Origin of the sequence: Bacillus niameyensis, assembly GCF_001375535.1 — a bacterium.
Lineage (GTDB): Bacteria > Bacillota > Bacilli > Bacillales > Bacillaceae_C > Lederbergia > Lederbergia niameyensis.
Map to the genome: position 1 here is coordinate 2113556 of NZ_LN831197.1, position 18544 is coordinate 2132099.

Annotated in this window: 19 protein-coding genes and 1 pseudogene; 2 read left to right on the top strand and 18 right to left on the bottom strand. The window is 36.8% G+C overall.

Going from position 1 to position 18544, the window contains the following annotated elements:
* The 3 genes and pseudogenes from BN1243_RS22330 to BN1243_RS09885 all read right to left on the bottom strand — a co-directional run.
* Positions 1–369 (bottom strand): annotated as a pseudogene (locus tag BN1243_RS22330) (RNA-guided endonuclease InsQ/TnpB family protein); the annotation flags it as partial.
* Positions 370–553: 184 nt separating this feature from the next.
* Complete coding sequence (locus BN1243_RS09880) at positions 554–994, bottom strand: NUDIX hydrolase (protein WP_062106393.1); 441 nt, start codon at positions 992–994, stop codon at positions 554–556.
* A gap of 145 nt (positions 995–1139) precedes the next feature.
* Positions 1140–1685 (bottom strand): hypothetical protein, encoded by a 546-nt coding sequence (locus BN1243_RS09885; RefSeq protein ID WP_062106395.1) that lies wholly within the window; start codon positions 1683–1685, stop codon positions 1140–1142.
* A gap of 108 nt (positions 1686–1793) precedes the next feature.
* Between BN1243_RS09885 and BN1243_RS09890 the strand changes: the two genes are divergently transcribed.
* Positions 1794–2957 carry an MFS transporter gene (locus BN1243_RS09890; RefSeq protein ID WP_062106398.1) on the top strand — a complete coding sequence of 388 codons (1164 nt, stop codon included), beginning with the start codon at positions 1794–1796 and terminating at the stop codon, positions 2955–2957.
* A 22-nt stretch (positions 2958–2979) separates the two neighbouring features.
* On the opposite strand, the gene BN1243_RS09895 is transcribed toward BN1243_RS09890, so the two are convergent.
* The 4 genes from BN1243_RS09895 to BN1243_RS09910 form a co-directional block, all read right to left on the bottom strand.
* The gene (locus BN1243_RS09895; RefSeq protein WP_062106400.1) at positions 2980–3336 is read right to left on the bottom strand and encodes a hypothetical protein; all 357 of its coding nucleotides are present in this window, start codon (positions 3334–3336) and stop codon (positions 2980–2982) included.
* A gap of 61 nt (positions 3337–3397) precedes the next feature.
* Positions 3398–3952 (bottom strand): DJ-1/PfpI family protein, encoded by a 555-nt coding sequence (locus BN1243_RS09900; protein ID WP_062106401.1) that lies wholly within the window; start codon positions 3950–3952, stop codon positions 3398–3400.
* Between the two features lie 593 nt (positions 3953–4545).
* Positions 4546–4986 carry an NUDIX hydrolase gene (locus tag BN1243_RS09905; protein WP_062106393.1) on the bottom strand — a complete coding sequence of 147 codons (441 nt, stop codon included), beginning with the start codon at positions 4984–4986 and terminating at the stop codon, positions 4546–4548.
* 145 nt (positions 4987–5131) lie between these two features.
* Positions 5132–5677: a hypothetical protein gene (locus BN1243_RS09910; RefSeq protein WP_062106395.1), complete on the bottom strand. Its 546-nt coding sequence runs from the start codon at positions 5675–5677 to the stop codon at positions 5132–5134.
* Positions 5678–5785: 108 nt separating this feature from the next.
* On the opposite strand from BN1243_RS09910, the gene BN1243_RS09915 reads away from it, so the two are divergent.
* On the top strand, positions 5786–6949 hold the full coding sequence (locus BN1243_RS09915; RefSeq protein ID WP_062106398.1) for an MFS transporter: 1164 nt from the start codon (positions 5786–5788) through the stop codon (positions 6947–6949).
* A 22-nt stretch (positions 6950–6971) separates the two neighbouring features.
* Here BN1243_RS09915 and BN1243_RS09920 read toward each other — a convergent pair whose 3' ends face one another.
* The 11 genes from BN1243_RS09920 to BN1243_RS09970 all read right to left on the bottom strand — a co-directional run bounded on the left by BN1243_RS09920 (position 6972) and on the right by BN1243_RS09970 (position 18188).
* Positions 6972–7328: a hypothetical protein gene (locus tag BN1243_RS09920; protein ID WP_062106400.1), complete on the bottom strand. Its 357-nt coding sequence runs from the start codon at positions 7326–7328 to the stop codon at positions 6972–6974.
* Between the two features lie 61 nt (positions 7329–7389).
* Positions 7390–7944, bottom strand: a complete 555-nt coding sequence (locus BN1243_RS09925; protein WP_062106401.1) for a DJ-1/PfpI family protein — start codon at positions 7942–7944, stop codon at positions 7390–7392.
* Between the two features lie 375 nt (positions 7945–8319).
* Positions 8320–9147 (bottom strand): sugar phosphate isomerase/epimerase family protein, encoded by an 828-nt coding sequence (locus BN1243_RS09930; protein ID WP_062106404.1) that lies wholly within the window; start codon positions 9145–9147, stop codon positions 8320–8322.
* A 98-nt stretch (positions 9148–9245) separates the two neighbouring features.
* The gene (locus tag BN1243_RS09935) at positions 9246–10559 is read right to left on the bottom strand and encodes a Gfo/Idh/MocA family protein (protein WP_062106406.1); all 1314 of its coding nucleotides are present in this window, start codon (positions 10557–10559) and stop codon (positions 9246–9248) included.
* 143 nt (positions 10560–10702) lie between these two features.
* The gene (locus tag BN1243_RS09940) at positions 10703–11407 is read right to left on the bottom strand and encodes a gamma-glutamyl-gamma-aminobutyrate hydrolase family protein (protein WP_062106408.1); all 705 of its coding nucleotides are present in this window, start codon (positions 11405–11407) and stop codon (positions 10703–10705) included.
* Positions 11408–11672: 265 nt separating this feature from the next.
* The gene (locus BN1243_RS09945; RefSeq protein ID WP_062106410.1) at positions 11673–12398 is read right to left on the bottom strand and encodes a 3-ketoacyl-ACP reductase; all 726 of its coding nucleotides are present in this window, start codon (positions 12396–12398) and stop codon (positions 11673–11675) included.
* Positions 12399–12482: 84 nt separating this feature from the next.
* A complete protein-coding gene (locus BN1243_RS09950; protein ID WP_069201852.1) occupies positions 12483–13079 on the bottom strand; it encodes a P-loop nucleotide/nucleoside kinase family protein in 597 nt (198 codons plus the stop codon).
* Between the two features lie 126 nt (positions 13080–13205).
* Entirely contained in the window at positions 13206–14051 is an 846-nt protein-coding gene (locus BN1243_RS09955) for a hypothetical protein (protein ID WP_062106413.1), read from the bottom strand.
* A gap of 135 nt (positions 14052–14186) precedes the next feature.
* On the bottom strand, positions 14187–16271 hold the full coding sequence (locus BN1243_RS09960) for a class I SAM-dependent methyltransferase (protein WP_062106415.1): 2085 nt from the start codon (positions 16269–16271) through the stop codon (positions 14187–14189).
* A gap of 176 nt (positions 16272–16447) precedes the next feature.
* Positions 16448–17449 (bottom strand): LLM class flavin-dependent oxidoreductase, encoded by a 1002-nt coding sequence (locus BN1243_RS09965; protein WP_062106417.1) that lies wholly within the window; start codon positions 17447–17449, stop codon positions 16448–16450.
* A gap of 127 nt (positions 17450–17576) precedes the next feature.
* Complete coding sequence (locus tag BN1243_RS09970) at positions 17577–18188, bottom strand: DedA family protein (protein ID WP_062106419.1); 612 nt, start codon at positions 18186–18188, stop codon at positions 17577–17579.
* Positions 18189–18544: the final 356 nt, after the last annotated feature.

An 18544-nucleotide genomic window follows, 5' to 3' on the forward strand; every position in this document is an offset into this window, starting at 1 on the left:
ATCTAGGAAGTTGTAACCGACAAATGCTTTTTCTTTAGTTGGCAGAGTAAATAGCTCTAACTCTTTTTGTTTTTCCTTTCCTATTAAATTTTCCTTTTTTAGCTTTTTGTAATAGGCAATGGTCTTTGTCTCATTCATTTTATCGATGTTACGATAAATGGTTTCTAACACTTCTCTCTGCAATGGTTGCAGTGGTTGCAGTGGTTTATCACTTTTCAAAGCGGTGTAAACCTGCCTAATATAGAAGTTTGTTAGATTGTATAAGTTGTTACCGTTTGCACATAATTCTTCAAAATAGGAAAATAGACGATGGCCTTTTTTCACATCCATTTGATAGGTACGATATTCCTTTCCTTCATCTCGTTCCATTTTATCACCTCGTTTCCATACTATTATTTTACTATATGGAACGTACGTTTGCAATCTATTACATGCTAATTTATAACAAAATAAGCCGATTCATCCCACGACTGAAGTCACGGGTGTTCTCGGCTTAATCATAAATACGATGTTTGTTATTAGTTATTACATATGCTACTAACTTTCCACATCTTTAAGTTATTGATTTCCCTTCAAAGTCATAAAAGGCCAATGTCTTTTTATGATCCGAATCTATTCTAAGTCTTTCAAATAATGACGGCATTAATTCCTTTGCAGTTTGATAATCTACCCACCTCACTTCGCCAATCTCATTATCGGGATCTGAAATATTAATATGACCTCCAATAATTTCAGCAAAAAATGTAATGATTAATGCATGATGTCCTTTCTTCTCGAAAAACATCTCTCTGATGGAATGCAAACCACTAACTGCTATATGAAACCCTGTTTCTTCTTTCACTTCACGAATGACAGCTTCTTCTAATGTTTCACCTTTCTCCACAGCTCCCCCTGGAAGTCCCCAATAAAAGGAATCTTCCTTTACATTCTTTACTAGTAATATATTTCCTTTTTCGTCCTGAATGAAAGCTGAAACGACGTCTACTCTTTTCATAGCATCCTCCTTTATTTTAAATAGACTCTCGGCATTCATCGAGTCAGGTAGTACAAGATCTCTATGAAAGGCTTAAGTTTGTTATGTATACAATGGAATTTTATTATATAGGGCTCCTTTAACGCAAAAAAGTCTTCTTCGCAAGCTATTTTAACTCACTAATGTATTTCCCGATTGGTCGATCATCCCAAATTTGCACTTCTATATACCGTTCGGGGCCTTTATCCCCTTCAGAATTCCATTCTTGAGGTAATCCACATTTATTTATAACTTGGTAAATTTCATCAAGCATATAAACCTGACCACGGTAAAACTTTCCATCATTGTATCTCATCGTTGGAAACAAATCGCCGTATGTAAAACTTATAGTATCCCGATCAAATTCCGTTATTGGTATATGAAGCTCCCTGCCTTTAGGATACCAGTCTAATAACCACTTACATTCCCCGAATGTCATATAGTGTGGATGGCTTCGTTTAGGCTTTCCACCCTTTTCTATAAATAAATCCCTAACTTTCAATTCTAGGTCATGCCGAATTTGAAGATAATTAAATGATCGTCTGCTTGCGAATCCCTTCTTCTTCCTCCTTATTTCATTGAGTATTTGCTCTGCTTCTTCTAGTTCAAGATCAGATAGATTACAAAATGGTCCTGTTGATTCATCAAAGTAATGGTACAAAAAATCTACCATTAGTTCACCCACCTATCGCAATATATTATTAGTTGTTCATACTACTAGATTTTGTAAAGCCCGTCTAAATTTCCATTCCGAGCATAAAATGTTTTGGGGGTGAAAAATATGCGGGAAGCAACTATTGATAAGTTACATATTTTTATAACGATGTTTATCATTAGCTTAATTATGAGTGTTCAAGGGCCTATTTTTACTCCTTATGCAGCGATGTTAGGAGCATCCAGTGTTATGATTGGGATTATACTGAGTGCGTCTCAGTTAGCCAATTTAACCGGAAACTTAATCGTCGGCCCTCTAGTTGATCGCTATGGAAAAAGACTCTTCATTATATTGCCGCTCTTTATATCTGGAGTACTCTACATAGCCCACGGATTTACGGAAAACTCAACAGACTTACTAATTTTACGTTCCTTGAATGGCTTTGCATTAGCTTTCCTTATGCCAGCTGCTTTAGCCTTAATATCTGGTTATGCCACCAACAGCCGGCATCAAGGGAAAAACATGGCGATTACTGGCATGCTTGGTATGGTTGCCAATATTGTCGCACCCCTGATTGGTGGAAAATTGGGAGCCACAGTTGGATATGCCGAAACGTATATGATTATTGGGACTGCTTTAATATTTATTGCTGTTTACACAATCAGTTTCTTGAGAGATCGGCAAATGGTTGTCGTAAAAAACAATCGTTCAAAAACGCTTAGCCTTTTAAGTGTGTTAAAAAACCATCAATTACAACTTGTTTATTTAACGGGTTTTGCCGTTATGTACATTCACGGTGTCATCATATACGAAGTTCCTTTTTTAACAGTGGAACATGGGGTTTCTACGATGAACACTGGACAGTTATTTAGCTTTATGGCGATTGGTACATTTTTATCATTATCGTTATTTTTCATTCATCGTTTTGATCCAATCAAACGAATGATGTTTGGGCTGTTTAGTCTATGTATCAGCTTAAGTGCCCTTTTTAATGGATTACTTGAATTGCCTTTATTTCTTTTTCTCATGGGTGTCTGCTTCGGTGTCATTATGCCCGCAGCAGCAACAGCTGTTACCGGAGCAATTACACGTGAAGGCCATGGTCGAGCTTTTGGTATAATGTCCGCTGTTTACTCTCTTGGAATGATTATCAGTTCCTTTGTTACTTCTGTCATTCGAACAATCATTTCTCCATATTTTATCGCCTTTTTAATAGGAATGTTAGTCTTAACTTTGATAGGTTATTTAAAATTTCGTACACAAGAATCTGTTGAGTCAAAGGTATATTAGAAGTGAGCAGGCATGAAGTGTATTACTCCTGCTTGAAGGACTGAAAAACCTCATCAGGATCTCGTTGCAGTAAATAACGAAAGAAAAATACTCCTTGATCTTTTCCTAAAAAAAGATCACTTAACGTTTGAGATGAATCCACTAAGAATTTTGCCTTTTCCCACTGTTGGGCTAAAACAACCAAAGGTGGGCGGTTGAAATCTTCATATAGCACCCATGTTGCTTTACCACCATAAATGGAAGGCAAATAATGAATTTCCTTTACCTGCTTTACGAGTTCTTCCAATGTGAAAGTAGCGGGGATCTCTATTACTTTTTCATTTGGAGCATAGACATCATCCCCCATCGCCACACTGTCTCTTATTAATCGAATTTTCATAGGCACCTCTCCCGTTAAAATAAGTGCTAGGTATGAATGTTTCCCTAGCACTTTATTAGTCTTATTTATTTAATAAACGGATAAATTCACGCATAAAGCCCGGCAAATCTGGCCAAGCATGACCGGAAACAAGATTTTCATGGACATGCAAGTGTTCGTCAATATACTTTGCCCCACATGCTTCTACATCAGGTTTACAGGCAATATAGGCTGTATACTCCCTTCCTTTCACAACATCAGGCACAACAGAAAGTACTTGAGCAGCATGGCAGATCGCACCTACAGGCTTATTCTCTTCAAAGAAATGTTTCACAATATGAGGGACAGCTTTATCCAATCGAATATATTCTGGCGCACGGCCGCCTGGTATGATCAACCCATCGTATTCAGAAGGATCGACATCGGCAAAAGCTATATGAGAATCTAAGCCATATGCTGGCTTTTCCACATATGTTTCTGTTCCATCGATGAAATCGTGAGTAACCGTATATAACTTTTTTACAGAAGGTGAAGCAATTGTAGTTTCAAAACCTTCTTCTAAACAGCGATAATAAGGATAAAACACTTCTAGTGCTTCGACGGCATCACCGGTAATGATTAATACTTTTTTACTCATGAACATACCTCCGATTTCCATATTAGTCGTTCCAGATTTGTGTTTTCAGTTACTGTTCTTGGACATGGATAACTTTCGACATTTGTCTGGAAAAAACCTTTTTGAAGTATAAACACATCGAAAATAGTGTTTGTACGGGAGAATTGTAATGCGAGTAGGACTATATATTAGCATTTATATTGTTTCACGCTCTTTGTTTTTCCACCAATATCGAGCCCACTAATCCTTCCTCTTCTTATCAATCCTTTTTTAAATCATAGGGCTACTAGCCTTTTCGGAATAAGATTCTGAATGGATATAGATCTTGCAAGGGAATAATAAGATATTGATAGTTAATGAATATTCAACACAACGCAGGGCGTGCTAGCTTATAGCTTAACGCCCTGTATTTAATATAACATCCAAATGACGTGCTGTAATATCAGCTAACGTCTGAGGACTTAANTGGAACGTACGTTTGCAATCTATTACATGCTAATTTATAACAAAATAAGCCGATTCATCCCACGACTGAAGTCACGGGTGTTCTCGGCTTAATCATAAATACGATGTTTGTTATTAGTTATTACATATGCTACTAACTTTCCACATCTTTAAGTTATTGATTTCCCTTCAAAGTCATAAAAGGCCAATGTCTTTTTATGATCCGAATCTATTCTAAGTCTTTCAAATAATGACGGCATTAATTCCTTTGCAGTTTGATAATCTACCCACCTCACTTCGCCAATCTCATTATCGGGATCTGAAATATTAATATGACCTCCAATAATTTCAGCAAAAAATGTAATGATTAATGCATGATGTCCTTTCTTCTCGAAAAACATCTCTCTGATGGAATGCAAACCACTAACTGCTATATGAAACCCTGTTTCTTCTTTCACTTCACGAATGACAGCTTCTTCTAATGTTTCACCTTTCTCCACAGCTCCCCCTGGAAGTCCCCAATAAAAGGAATCTTCCTTTACATTCTTTACTAGTAATATATTTCCTTTTTCGTCCTGAATGAAAGCTGAAACGACGTCTACTCTTTTCATAGCATCCTCCTTTATTTTAAATAGACTCTCGGCATTCATCGAGTCAGGTAGTACAAGATCTCTATGAAAGGCTTAAGTTTGTTATGTATACAATGGAATTTTATTATATAGGGCTCCTTTAACGCAAAAAAGTCTTCTTCGCAAGCTATTTTAACTCACTAATGTATTTCCCGATTGGTCGATCATCCCAAATTTGCACTTCTATATACCGTTCGGGGCCTTTATCCCCTTCAGAATTCCATTCTTGAGGTAATCCACATTTATTTATAACTTGGTAAATTTCATCAAGCATATAAACCTGACCACGGTAAAACTTTCCATCATTGTATCTCATCGTTGGAAACAAATCGCCGTATGTAAAACTTATAGTATCCCGATCAAATTCCGTTATTGGTATATGAAGCTCCCTGCCTTTAGGATACCAGTCTAATAACCACTTACATTCCCCGAATGTCATATAGTGTGGATGGCTTCGTTTAGGCTTTCCACCCTTTTCTATAAATAAATCCCTAACTTTCAATTCTAGGTCATGCCGAATTTGAAGATAATTAAATGATCGTCTGCTTGCGAATCCCTTCTTCTTCCTCCTTATTTCATTGAGTATTTGCTCTGCTTCTTCTAGTTCAAGATCAGATAGATTACAAAATGGTCCTGTTGATTCATCAAAGTAATGGTACAAAAAATCTACCATTAGTTCACCCACCTATCGCAATATATTATTAGTTGTTCATACTACTAGATTTTGTAAAGCCCGTCTAAATTTCCATTCCGAGCATAAAATGTTTTGGGGGTGAAAAATATGCGGGAAGCAACTATTGATAAGTTACATATTTTTATAACGATGTTTATCATTAGCTTAATTATGAGTGTTCAAGGGCCTATTTTTACTCCTTATGCAGCGATGTTAGGAGCATCCAGTGTTATGATTGGGATTATACTGAGTGCGTCTCAGTTAGCCAATTTAACCGGAAACTTAATCGTCGGCCCTCTAGTTGATCGCTATGGAAAAAGACTCTTCATTATATTGCCGCTCTTTATATCTGGAGTACTCTACATAGCCCACGGATTTACGGAAAACTCAACAGACTTACTAATTTTACGTTCCTTGAATGGCTTTGCATTAGCTTTCCTTATGCCAGCTGCTTTAGCCTTAATATCTGGTTATGCCACCAACAGCCGGCATCAAGGGAAAAACATGGCGATTACTGGCATGCTTGGTATGGTTGCCAATATTGTCGCACCCCTGATTGGTGGAAAATTGGGAGCCACAGTTGGATATGCCGAAACGTATATGATTATTGGGACTGCTTTAATATTTATTGCTGTTTACACAATCAGTTTCTTGAGAGATCGGCAAATGGTTGTCGTAAAAAACAATCGTTCAAAAACGCTTAGCCTTTTAAGTGTGTTAAAAAACCATCAATTACAACTTGTTTATTTAACGGGTTTTGCCGTTATGTACATTCACGGTGTCATCATATACGAAGTTCCTTTTTTAACAGTGGAACATGGGGTTTCTACGATGAACACTGGACAGTTATTTAGCTTTATGGCGATTGGTACATTTTTATCATTATCGTTATTTTTCATTCATCGTTTTGATCCAATCAAACGAATGATGTTTGGGCTGTTTAGTCTATGTATCAGCTTAAGTGCCCTTTTTAATGGATTACTTGAATTGCCTTTATTTCTTTTTCTCATGGGTGTCTGCTTCGGTGTCATTATGCCCGCAGCAGCAACAGCTGTTACCGGAGCAATTACACGTGAAGGCCATGGTCGAGCTTTTGGTATAATGTCCGCTGTTTACTCTCTTGGAATGATTATCAGTTCCTTTGTTACTTCTGTCATTCGAACAATCATTTCTCCATATTTTATCGCCTTTTTAATAGGAATGTTAGTCTTAACTTTGATAGGTTATTTAAAATTTCGTACACAAGAATCTGTTGAGTCAAAGGTATATTAGAAGTGAGCAGGCATGAAGTGTATTACTCCTGCTTGAAGGACTGAAAAACCTCATCAGGATCTCGTTGCAGTAAATAACGAAAGAAAAATACTCCTTGATCTTTTCCTAAAAAAAGATCACTTAACGTTTGAGATGAATCCACTAAGAATTTTGCCTTTTCCCACTGTTGGGCTAAAACAACCAAAGGTGGGCGGTTGAAATCTTCATATAGCACCCATGTTGCTTTACCACCATAAATGGAAGGCAAATAATGAATTTCCTTTACCTGCTTTACGAGTTCTTCCAATGTGAAAGTAGCGGGGATCTCTATTACTTTTTCATTTGGAGCATAGACATCATCCCCCATCGCCACACTGTCTCTTATTAATCGAATTTTCATAGGCACCTCTCCCGTTAAAATAAGTGCTAGGTATGAATGTTTCCCTAGCACTTTATTAGTCTTATTTATTTAATAAACGGATAAATTCACGCATAAAGCCCGGCAAATCTGGCCAAGCATGACCGGAAACAAGATTTTCATGGACATGCAAGTGTTCGTCAATATACTTTGCCCCACATGCTTCTACATCAGGTTTACAGGCAATATAGGCTGTATACTCCCTTCCTTTCACAACATCAGGCACAACAGAAAGTACTTGAGCAGCATGGCAGATCGCACCTACAGGCTTATTCTCTTCAAAGAAATGTTTCACAATATGAGGGACAGCTTTATCCAATCGAATATATTCTGGCGCACGGCCGCCTGGTATGATCAACCCATCGTATTCAGAAGGATCGACATCGGCAAAAGCTATATGAGAATCTAAGCCATATGCTGGCTTTTCCACATATGTTTCTGTTCCATCGATGAAATCGTGAGTAACCGTATATAACTTTTTTACAGAAGGTGAAGCAATTGTAGTTTCAAAACCTTCTTCTAAACAGCGATAATAAGGATAAAACACTTCTAGTGCTTCGACGGCATCACCGGTAATGATTAATACTTTTTTACTCATGAACATACCTCCGATTTCCATATTAGTCGTTCCAGATTTGTGTTTTCAGTTACTGTTCTTGGACATGGATAACTTTCGACATTTGTCTGGAAAAAACCTTTTTGAAGTATAAACACATCGAAAATAGTGTTTGTACGGGAGAATTGTAATGCGAGTAGGACTATATATTAGCATTTATATTGTTTCACGCTCTTTGTTTTTCCACCAATATCGAGCCCACTAATCCTTCCTCTTCTTATCAATCCTTTTTTAAATCATAGGGCTACTAGCCTTTTCGGAATAAGATTCTGAATGGATATAGATCTTGCAAGGGAATAATAAGATATTGATAGTTAATGAATATTCAACACAACGCAGGGCGTGCTAGCTTATAGCTTAACGCCCTGTATTTAATATAACATCCAAATGACGTGCTGTAATATCAGCTAACGTCTGAGGACTTAATGGATAAGGAGATAGCTCTGCTGTTAAAGTATCCTTATAACCAATTTCTTTTAACGCATCTATGACTGCAGGCCAATTGGCATCACCGTCCAATAACGGAACAAACCCCGCTCCATTTCCAATACTTGTGCGAAAATCCTTTACATGTATTTTAAAAACTCTTTTTCCTAAAAGGCGGATCCATTGCTCTGGATAGCCATACTGCAAAATATTCCCTATATCAAAATAGGCTCCAACATAGCTTGATTGTAACTCATCAATATACCTAACCATTTCAAGTGGCGACAATAAAAATTTATTCCAAACATTTTCAATACCAATTTTTACATTATATTTTTCGGCAGTTGGAATGATTTCCTTAATAGATGCCTGGCTTCTCTCATAACATTCATCGTAAGCTACTTGTTCGGATACTATTCCAGGTATAATGAGGATTGTATCCATGTCTATAATACTAGCAATTTCCAGCATCTTTTCGACAACACGGATTCCTTGCTGCCGTATATGTTCATCTGGTGAAGATAGAGGATATTTCCAAAGCAAAGCTGTTGATAAACTTCGAAGCTGTATACTATTTTGGGAGGCGAGCGTTTTTATTTTTAACGCTTCTTCCTTTGTCGTTGCCACTGTCAAGCCAATATTGCCAACGTCACTGAGATTGAGTTCGACTGCATCGAAACCTGCATCTCTACTATATTCAAATACTTTCTCCAGCGGTGTCTGACTTGGATAACACCACTGATTAATACCTTTTAGCATTCAACAACCTCCTAACTAACTTAGCCAAACCCATCGGGATTCCTATCTAATATATATTCCTTCTCACATGTTGTATGCGGAATCCCAATTATTTTATATTATATATTTACCACTTTATTTTCTTCATTTGCTTGATCTGCCGCAAAGATAATTAAATGACCATTAATAGAATCTTCCAAAGAAGTAGTCGATATGGATGGTTCATTTCCCTTCATAACATGAACAAAATCTGCTACTAGGAGTAAATCCCCTCCCCCATGCATATTATTGGATACATTGATGTATACTTTCTCTGTTTTATACGCATGACCTTTACGTGGATCTGGGTGACGAATAGTAAAATATCCATCTTCCAAACATCCTTGAATTTCGCCTTTTGTTCCAATGATATGGATCGTTCTACAAGCTTTCGCACTTCCTCCAACCAAGTTATGCGCAGCTGTTGCCCCATTTTCAAATTCAATTATGACAGACTGATGATCAACGACATCATTATCACAGTGCCATACACACCGACCATATGGATTATCTGTTTTTAAAGATTCTATTTTTTCTTCCACGGTTGGATCAGGTCCTAGATGTTGGATGCTTCTCCAAGCATACCAGCCCCACTTATCTTGCTCGATATAGTTTTTCCTAGCAGAGTATGGACAATCGGACTCAATTTCGCAATCTACTAAACAACGTTTTCCTGCCCCTTCTGGAGCTTTTTCCGGATGAAAATGCATCAGACTACCAAAACTTGAAACTCTCTTTGGATTAACTCCACTCATTAACCAAGCAATAATATCTAAGTCATGGCAGCATTTAGCCAATAACATGGAAGATTTACAGTTTTCCTTACTGTTCCATTTTCCTCTTACAAATGAAACCGCCATATGGTCGTATCCTACATTTTCCGCGGTTTGAATATTTATAATTTCACCTATTAATCCATCTAACACTCTTCTTTTTATTTCCGTATAAAATGGAGCATAACGCAGAACATGACAGATCATTACTTTTCTACCATAAAAGGAAGCGATTTCATTTAATTTTAAAATTTCCTTCTCTGTTGTACCAATCGGTTTTTCCAATAGCACATCATAACCTGCCTTTAAAATGGGGATTGTTGTTTGAACATGAATTTCATCCATAGTTCCGTTGATAACAGCATCAGCGAATTTCGGTCTATGAACAAATGTGTCAATAGATTCAAAGCAGTTATCTTTAGGTACATTAAATCTTTCAGCAGCATTTTTTCTTCTTAATGGATCAGGCTCCACAATTCCTACTATTTGCAATTCCTTCGGATTTTCCACAGCAAAAGTTGAATAGACGTTAGTTCTGTTTCCAGCTCCAACAATAACTGCTTTGATCGGGCCTGTTTTATTTTCCGATTCTTGACTAGTTATTTCAGCTGTATTAAACATATTTCCCTACCATCTCCCTATTTAACTATAATCCTCGTACCCTTTAACTAGATGATAATCGAACATGGATTCAAGGAAACCTTGAATTCACTATGTCTCTTAAATGATATTTCACCATACAATTTAATAGTATCTATTTATTATCATTTCACACATGCTTGAACAAATTTTTTAAATAAACGTATAGAAACACCATCTTCACTTTCAACTAGTTCTTCTGGATGCCATTGAACTCCTACAACAAAATGGTGAATCTTACTTTCGATTGCTTCAATAATTCCATCACTTGCAACACCTGATACGATAAGTGGTTTTGGTACATCTTTAACTGCTTGATGATGAAACGAATTCACTTTAATTCTCTCAGCCTGGGCTATGGAGTGCAAAATCGTATCGTTTTCCACTTGAACAAAGTGAGACCGATGACTTTTCGTTGCTATTTGACTATGTTGGAGCAACACTTCATCTTGTTGAGTATAAATATCTTGATACATATTTCCACCCATAGCAATATTTAGTATTTGTATACCTCGGCAAATCCCTAAAATTGGTTTATTTACTGCTAGCATCTCATGAATAAGCACCATTTCAACTGAATCGCGCAACGGAGAAATCTCTCCAAGCCCTGGGTGCGGTTCTTCACCGAATAAAGTTGGATCGATATCCCCACCTCCACTTAATAACAATCCGTCTAATTTTTGAACGAGCTTAGAAACATCATCTTCAATGCTGGCTGGTACAATGAGCGGTATACCGCCAGCGCGCACGATAGCGTTTACATACGCCCTATTAAGTACATACTTGCTCTCTTGTTCGATATGAGACGTAATACCAATAATTGGCTTCATGTATATCCCTCACTATAGAGTAGAATTTTTTTCTAGATTTGGATTTATTTTAGCATGTTCACTACACAGTTAGTAGTTTTAATTTTCAAATATATCTAGGAAAAAATAAAAAAACAGCAACCTACACTTTTTAAAAAAAGACCTGTCTCCCAGCGTAAAGTTTTACAACACTAGGAGACAGAACTTTTTGGAAGGCTATTTTCAGGTAATATCTTTTTAAAAAATACGAAACAATGGTTATTTCGGTATCTGGTATTTTATCTAATTAAAACGGATTTGTCGCTAGAAGCCCTGCTGTTTTCACATAGATTCGAGGATGCAATTTTAACTGTGAAACAATAAACTCTGCTATATCCTCAGGTTGCATATATTTTTCTTCATTGTTTTCAGCAATTAAGTTCGTGTTAATTGCTAGCTCTGTCGCAACTGTACTTGGCGTTAAGGATGTAACACGAATGTTATTTCTTCGAACCTCTTGGGCCAATGATTCTGTCATGCCAATTAATCCGAATTTAGAAGCACTGTAAGCACTAGATGTGGCAGCACCATTCAGTCCATTTGTGGATGAGATATTAATGATATCTCCCTTATTTTTCTCAATTAATTGTGGCAAGACAGCTCGTGTCATATAATACGGGCCCATCAAATTAACATCGATTGTTCTCTTCCATTCCTCAGGGTCCATTTCTAATAACGATTCAAATTTTCCGATTCCCGCATTATTAATAAGAATATCTGCTGGACCTAATTCGCTAGTCAATTTACTAACTGCTTTTTCCACTTCTTCCCGAGACGCGATATCTACCGAAGCATAGGCAGCTTTAACTCCAAGACCTTCAACTTCTCTCGCGACCCCTTGCAGATCTGCCTCAGTTCTAGCAAGTAAACCGACGTTTACTCCTTCACTAGCCAAAGCAAGAGCTACGGCCTTCCCAATTCCTTTTCCAGCACCTGTAACAAGTGCAACTTTTCCTTTTAATGATTGTGCCAATCTTAACAACTCCTTCTAAATTTCCTATTTATCATAAGTACATTCTTCTAATATTATGCTGGAAGTAACAAGCTCTCATATCTTCTACTTTTCATCAGCATTTAAAAACTCAACAATCTCTCTAACCCTATATTCTGTTAATTCCCCCGAATTATCAAACACCATAATGTCTGATTCTTTAAGATCCCAAGCAACATCAGGTATCGTTAAGCTTTTTTCATAAGCAGCCCAATTGTCTAGTTTCCATTGATCACGATCCATTGCATTCCGCTCGATAATCCGCTGTTTTTGAAGCTCCGTATCTTTTACAGTAATAAATAGGACCTTTACGCTAACCTGTTCTCTAACAAGGCCAAACTGCGCTAATTTTCGATCGAGCCAATCTTTCGTTTTTATTTCCTTTGTATATGGCCCAATTAACATTGTATCTAATCCTAACGCAGCATTTTCCATTGCAATATTCATCGTCACATCATACTCTAAATCCCGACAATGTTCTTTATAATAAACCGAATCCCGATCATTCGGATCATATCCAGTCCCTTTCAAATACTGCTCACTAAACTTTCCCCCAACAGTATCTTTATCTAAGTATACGGCAGGTATATATTTATGTATTTCTTTAGAAATCGTTGTCTTTCCTGTTCCAGCAACTCCACTAACAAAAATTACTTTTGGCAAAAAAATCATCTCCCTTTTTACCCCATTTTTTTCAATTGGACCAGCTATTAAGCTCTGGCAGAATTGATATTAGCATACCTTACAACTGATTTAATTGTATATAAAAAACATGCGGGGCAGTGATGATTATTCCTCTTGCTTAAAGTTCAAAAGATCTTTTACAAAACGCTCACTATCAACCTTCCATCCATCATTAGGCGCAAATCGGAGCAAATGGATAGTCCCATCATATATCTGGCGTTTTGAATTCTCATCAATCCATTCAATTTCAACAGGTATATTAAGATATAATTCATTATCTTCATATGTTCTTGTGGTAATTTTTCGAGGTTTTATATTTTCAACTTTTCGGAAATACTTTTCCCAATTTAATTTCTGTGCAGAAATGTTCGAAACAATCCGCTCATCCTTTTGCTTAATTCCAGTAATATAAGCTAGTATAAGCTGTTCCGGCTCGCTACTATTTAAATACTCATTTAATTTACCCGCCGATTTCAAAATCATCAATTGATGGGATAAATCTATGGACTTACTTCGATGGGTTATACTTCCATTAAAATGCACACAAAAATGGCCTCGAAAATCATTATCCAATGTCCCTCCGCCATGAGGCATCCCATGCATCGAGGCAGCTATCCATTGGTCGTTATGAATAACAATGATTGCTCTGCGTTTCCAGCTCCATTCTCCGTTGTAAATACTCTTCATTATTTTTGTATCTTTTGCTGTTAGTGGTTGAACATCCGCATGCCCATTTCCTGCCCGCCTTTGTACGTCAAACCTCTTTCCAGTTTCCACATCCAAAATCGTAAACTTACTGTACTTCGGTAAGATTTCGTTAACCTCTTCCCATGGAAGCATTTCCACCCAAATTCCAATACCCTCATTTTTTGCAGCAACAAATTGACTATTTAAAAGAACGCCAGCAGCTAGGCAAAGAACCGAAATTAAGTAACGCATGTAAACACTCATTTCTAGATTTTTAAAAAAAGCTTTCCAAAAATGAGTTGAATCTATTCATAGTTAATAATTTAAAAAAGGCAATGATAAAAATTCAATATCATAATTATAATGAAACTGATGACCGAACCAATGATTGGATCATCATCACTCCATTTTTTCTACGACAATGAAACACGTGCTATCTGGCAAACTTACTTTCTCCCCATTTTCATCCATCACTTTAACTTTTGGTAAAAGGAATTCCTCGTATCCATCTTGGAGATAATGGCGAAATTCAATGATTTTTCCACTTTCCCCAATCATTTCTGCAATTACTTCTCTATATTCATTTGGGGTAAAATACCCGAATTGTTCCTGTACCTCATGTGGGTAAGCTTCCTCCCCCCACGTATACGTATAGCAAAACTCCATTAGATCATTTACAGGAAGCTTGATCGTCATATCATCAAGCTGTTCGTATTGGATCATTCTTCCTTTAAAATCCATGACATATCGTTTGAAAAAGGCAAGGCCACTTGGATCAAAAAATTCAAGCAGTCGCATTTCTTCCTTTGGCTCCGTCATAATCCCATCCCGAATAATCATTCGACCGCCGGGACTTAATATTTCGAAGGAGCTTTTTAAAGCTTGAATAACGACATCACTATTAAATTTTTCCCCATTATATGGGACATAGGAATACAACTCGTGCAGAATAGATGAAAAGACAATCGTATCTACACTATTCGGTTCAAAATGCTCTTTCAGTTTTAAGGCGTCTGCTTGTTTAACGATCCAGGACTTATTTTCTCGGAATTTGCGTCTGTTTAATTCCTCAATCACATTCAATGATAAGTCGATGCCTACGACTGTTGCATGAGGGTGATTTTCAGATAAAATATCCAACATCACACCGCCTCCAGCTCCAATATCGACCAGTATATTTCCAATGGCATAATCCGAAATGAGCTGCTTATGATCGTGCCCACTATTCATATCTGTTAAATACGTTTGCTCATTCTGCAAACGATCAAAGGCATCTTTACGAAATCCAAAAAAGTCATATAAGAGGATTATCGATCTTTCATACAACGGGGACTTCTCTGCTTCTTGGCAAAATTCAATGAGTTTTTGGCCTGCTTTCGAATAAGAAAAATGAACACCGATAATTTGCCCTAAAGGATCTAATGGAAGAATGTATAAGCGAACATGTTCATTATTGGGAATCTTCCCTTCTAGAAGTTCTTCCATCGTACATTCCCGTAGATACGTTTCAATAATCCGTTTCTTATATAGGTTCGTCGCTTTCTTTCCTTTATAGTCATAATAGATATCCTTCATAAAAGGTTCGAAACTAATCTGTTCAAGGGAAAGTGGATTAATATGTTGATAGATTAAAAGATAAATTTTTAAAAATTCTTCTAACGAAAAGTCTTGCAAAGCTGATTCCACATACCACATATCTGTCTTCCCAAAAAATGTTTCAAGACACTTTTTCAAATTATCACTTTTATAATAGTGATCAAATTGGTTATGGTAAGGTTCCCCGCGTCCAATCGATAATTGACGCAATCGTTTTATCCGTTCCTTTAACGAATAATCTTTCATTTCTTCACCATTTACAATCCAACCTATCATTTTTTTCACTTCTGCACGAACATTGTTCCAAATCTCTAATGAAACCGCCTCAATGATACAACGATTAAGTGTATAGAGAATACGTGAAATATTAAAATTTAAATCTTTATGTTCTTTTATCCATTGGATTAATGGCTGAAATTGTTGGTAGCGAACTTCCCCTCGAATAAACTGACCGATTAATCCGTGAGTAAGAATGAGAATGTAAATCAATTCTTCTCTTTCCGTATTGCGATCATGGAATGGAAGATTCATTTGTTCTGCAGCATAAATTTGAGCTGATCCGATATTATGTATAGCGAGCTGAAATCCCTTTTCCTCCCATTCCAGCCGCTTATGTTTCATTCCGCCTTTTGCCACTTCCGACCAGATTAATACTTCTTCAATAAGTTCTTTCTCCCAAGCAGGAATATCCATCTCATTTAATAATTGTAGCGTTCGTTCCACATATAGAAGAACATGGTTTTCTTGTATATCTTTTAATGACTCTACCCGTTCTAAATTCACATGTTGTTCTTCCGTTATATACAGGTATAACAACCACCGATTGTCACGTAATACTCGTTTATTACCAGCCTTTACTTTGGCAATGAAACTTAATGAATTTAGCATAGTTCCTCTCCTTTTTTAGGATGGGGATCTCTTCGAACACATTCTTAGGGTTATAAATGCAGGAGCAGAAACAACGGTTTGTATTACCGCTCCTGCACACTGTATCTTACAAAATATAAAATAGGGGACAGATACCAAAACAAATTTGTATTGTTTTGGTATCTGTGGCCCCTTCTCTACCCTTCATCCACTATTTCTTTAAAAATTTCATAAGACCGTCTTTGTTTTTCAGGATCGAAAATGTAAGAGACGGCCATAATTTCATCCACATTATATTTATTTTGGAACTCGTTCAATTGTGCTCGCACAGTTTCTTTACTCCCAATAAAAGTAACACTGCTCATATTCGACGCTACAGCCTTTTCCTGTTCATTCCAAATATCATCCATATTCTCTACGGGAGGACTTAACTTCATTTGTGATCCACGTACAACATTTAGGAAAAATTGTTGCATTGTAGTAGATTCGAGTTTCGCCTCTTCATCTGTTTCAGCCGCAACCACATTGAGACATACCATCATGTAAGGTTGAGATAGATATTCGGAAGGCTGGAATTCACTTCGATAAATTTTAATAGCATCCTCCATCCATCTTGGAGCAAAGTGAGACGCGAAAACATATGGCAAACCAAGCTTAGCCGCCAAATGGGCAGAGTCAGTAGAAGAACCAAGAATGTAGATCGGGATATTCGTCCCTACTCCTGGAAAAGCTTTGACATATCCTTGCTTTTCTTCTGGTCCAAAATAAGTAAGTAATGATTGAACATCTCCTGGGAAAGTATAGACCGTATCGTTTTTAGAACGCCTTAGAGCACTTGCTGTCATCATATCAGTTCCAGGTGCGCGGCCAAGACCTAAATCTAATCGATCTGGATAAATCGTTGCCATTGTTCCGAATTGCTCTGCCACTACTAATGGCGCATGATTGGGAAGCATGACTCCACCAGAGCCAACGCGAATTTTTTCCGTATGCTCTAATGTATGTTTTATTAAAATAGATGTCGCAGAACTCACAAGTGTTGAAGTATTATGGTGTTCTGCTATCCAATAACGTGCATACCCCATCTTTTCCGTTGCTTGGGCCAAATCGACCATGGCATCAATTGCTTCTTTTGCTCCTTGCCCTTGTCTAATTGGAACAAGATTTAAAACGGAAACCGGAATTTGTCTATTTGACATTATGGAAACTACCCTTTCTTTTATAAATTGAGCAGGAATGGAGCTCCCTGTCTCTCTTATAGTATCAAGGATATGGAGTATAACAAACTTAGATGCTTATTAGATTAGCATCTCGAAGTGTCCTCTTTTATTTTTTTAAAATTCTCTTTCTAACAAATAAAACGATAAATACGATTAAAAGTAAAGCTAAAAATGCATACACTACGTTTGAGTAAACATCCATATAACCTACGATCGTTTCCCATGATGCTCCAACAGAAGCACCAATATTTACAAGAACTACATTCCAAATTAATGTTCCTATCGTTGTCAATATTAGAAACACCCAGAAATTCATGTGTGCCATTCCAGCAGGCAAGGAAATCAAGCTTCTAATTAATGGGATAAATCGACAGAAGAATACTGTCCAGACCCCAAATTTAGAAAACCAATCATTTGCTTTATGAATATCCTTTTTTGTTAATCTAAGAATATGTCCCCATCTCTCTACTATATTTTCTATTCTTTTAACATCAACTAGTAATCCGATACCATAAAGTACAATCGCTCCAAGTACAGATCCTAGTGTAGAAGCAATCACTACTCCAGTAATGCTTAAGTCTGTATGAGTAGTCATAAAACCTCCAAATGTTAAAATAACCTCTGATGGAATCGGGGGAAATAAATTTTCCACAGTTATCAACAGGAAAATACCGAAATATCCAAATTGCTCCATTATGTGTGTTATCCAATTCTCCATGTTTCATTCTCCTTATACAATTCCCGTATATTAAGTCTTTATTAGCCACAAAATACATATCTAAGAGCTAATGCATCTGATCCATATGAATTGTGCTTTTCTAATGATTCTTGAGATTCCTAAAAAAGTGTGCCTAATCATTATAATTTAAGTTCCATATTCAAGCCAGAGCAAAATAAACTTCAACTAGAATGCATTTTCTTCGTCTCCTTAAGCACCCTGAATTAGAAGTCTTTTACAGCTAGTTAATGTCGAATAAATCACTTAATTAGCTACACAATCTCCTTTCTGCACTTTTCCACTTTTTCGACTTCAGCCCTTTGTAAAGATTGTGTAAATAATTTATTAAGAATCTG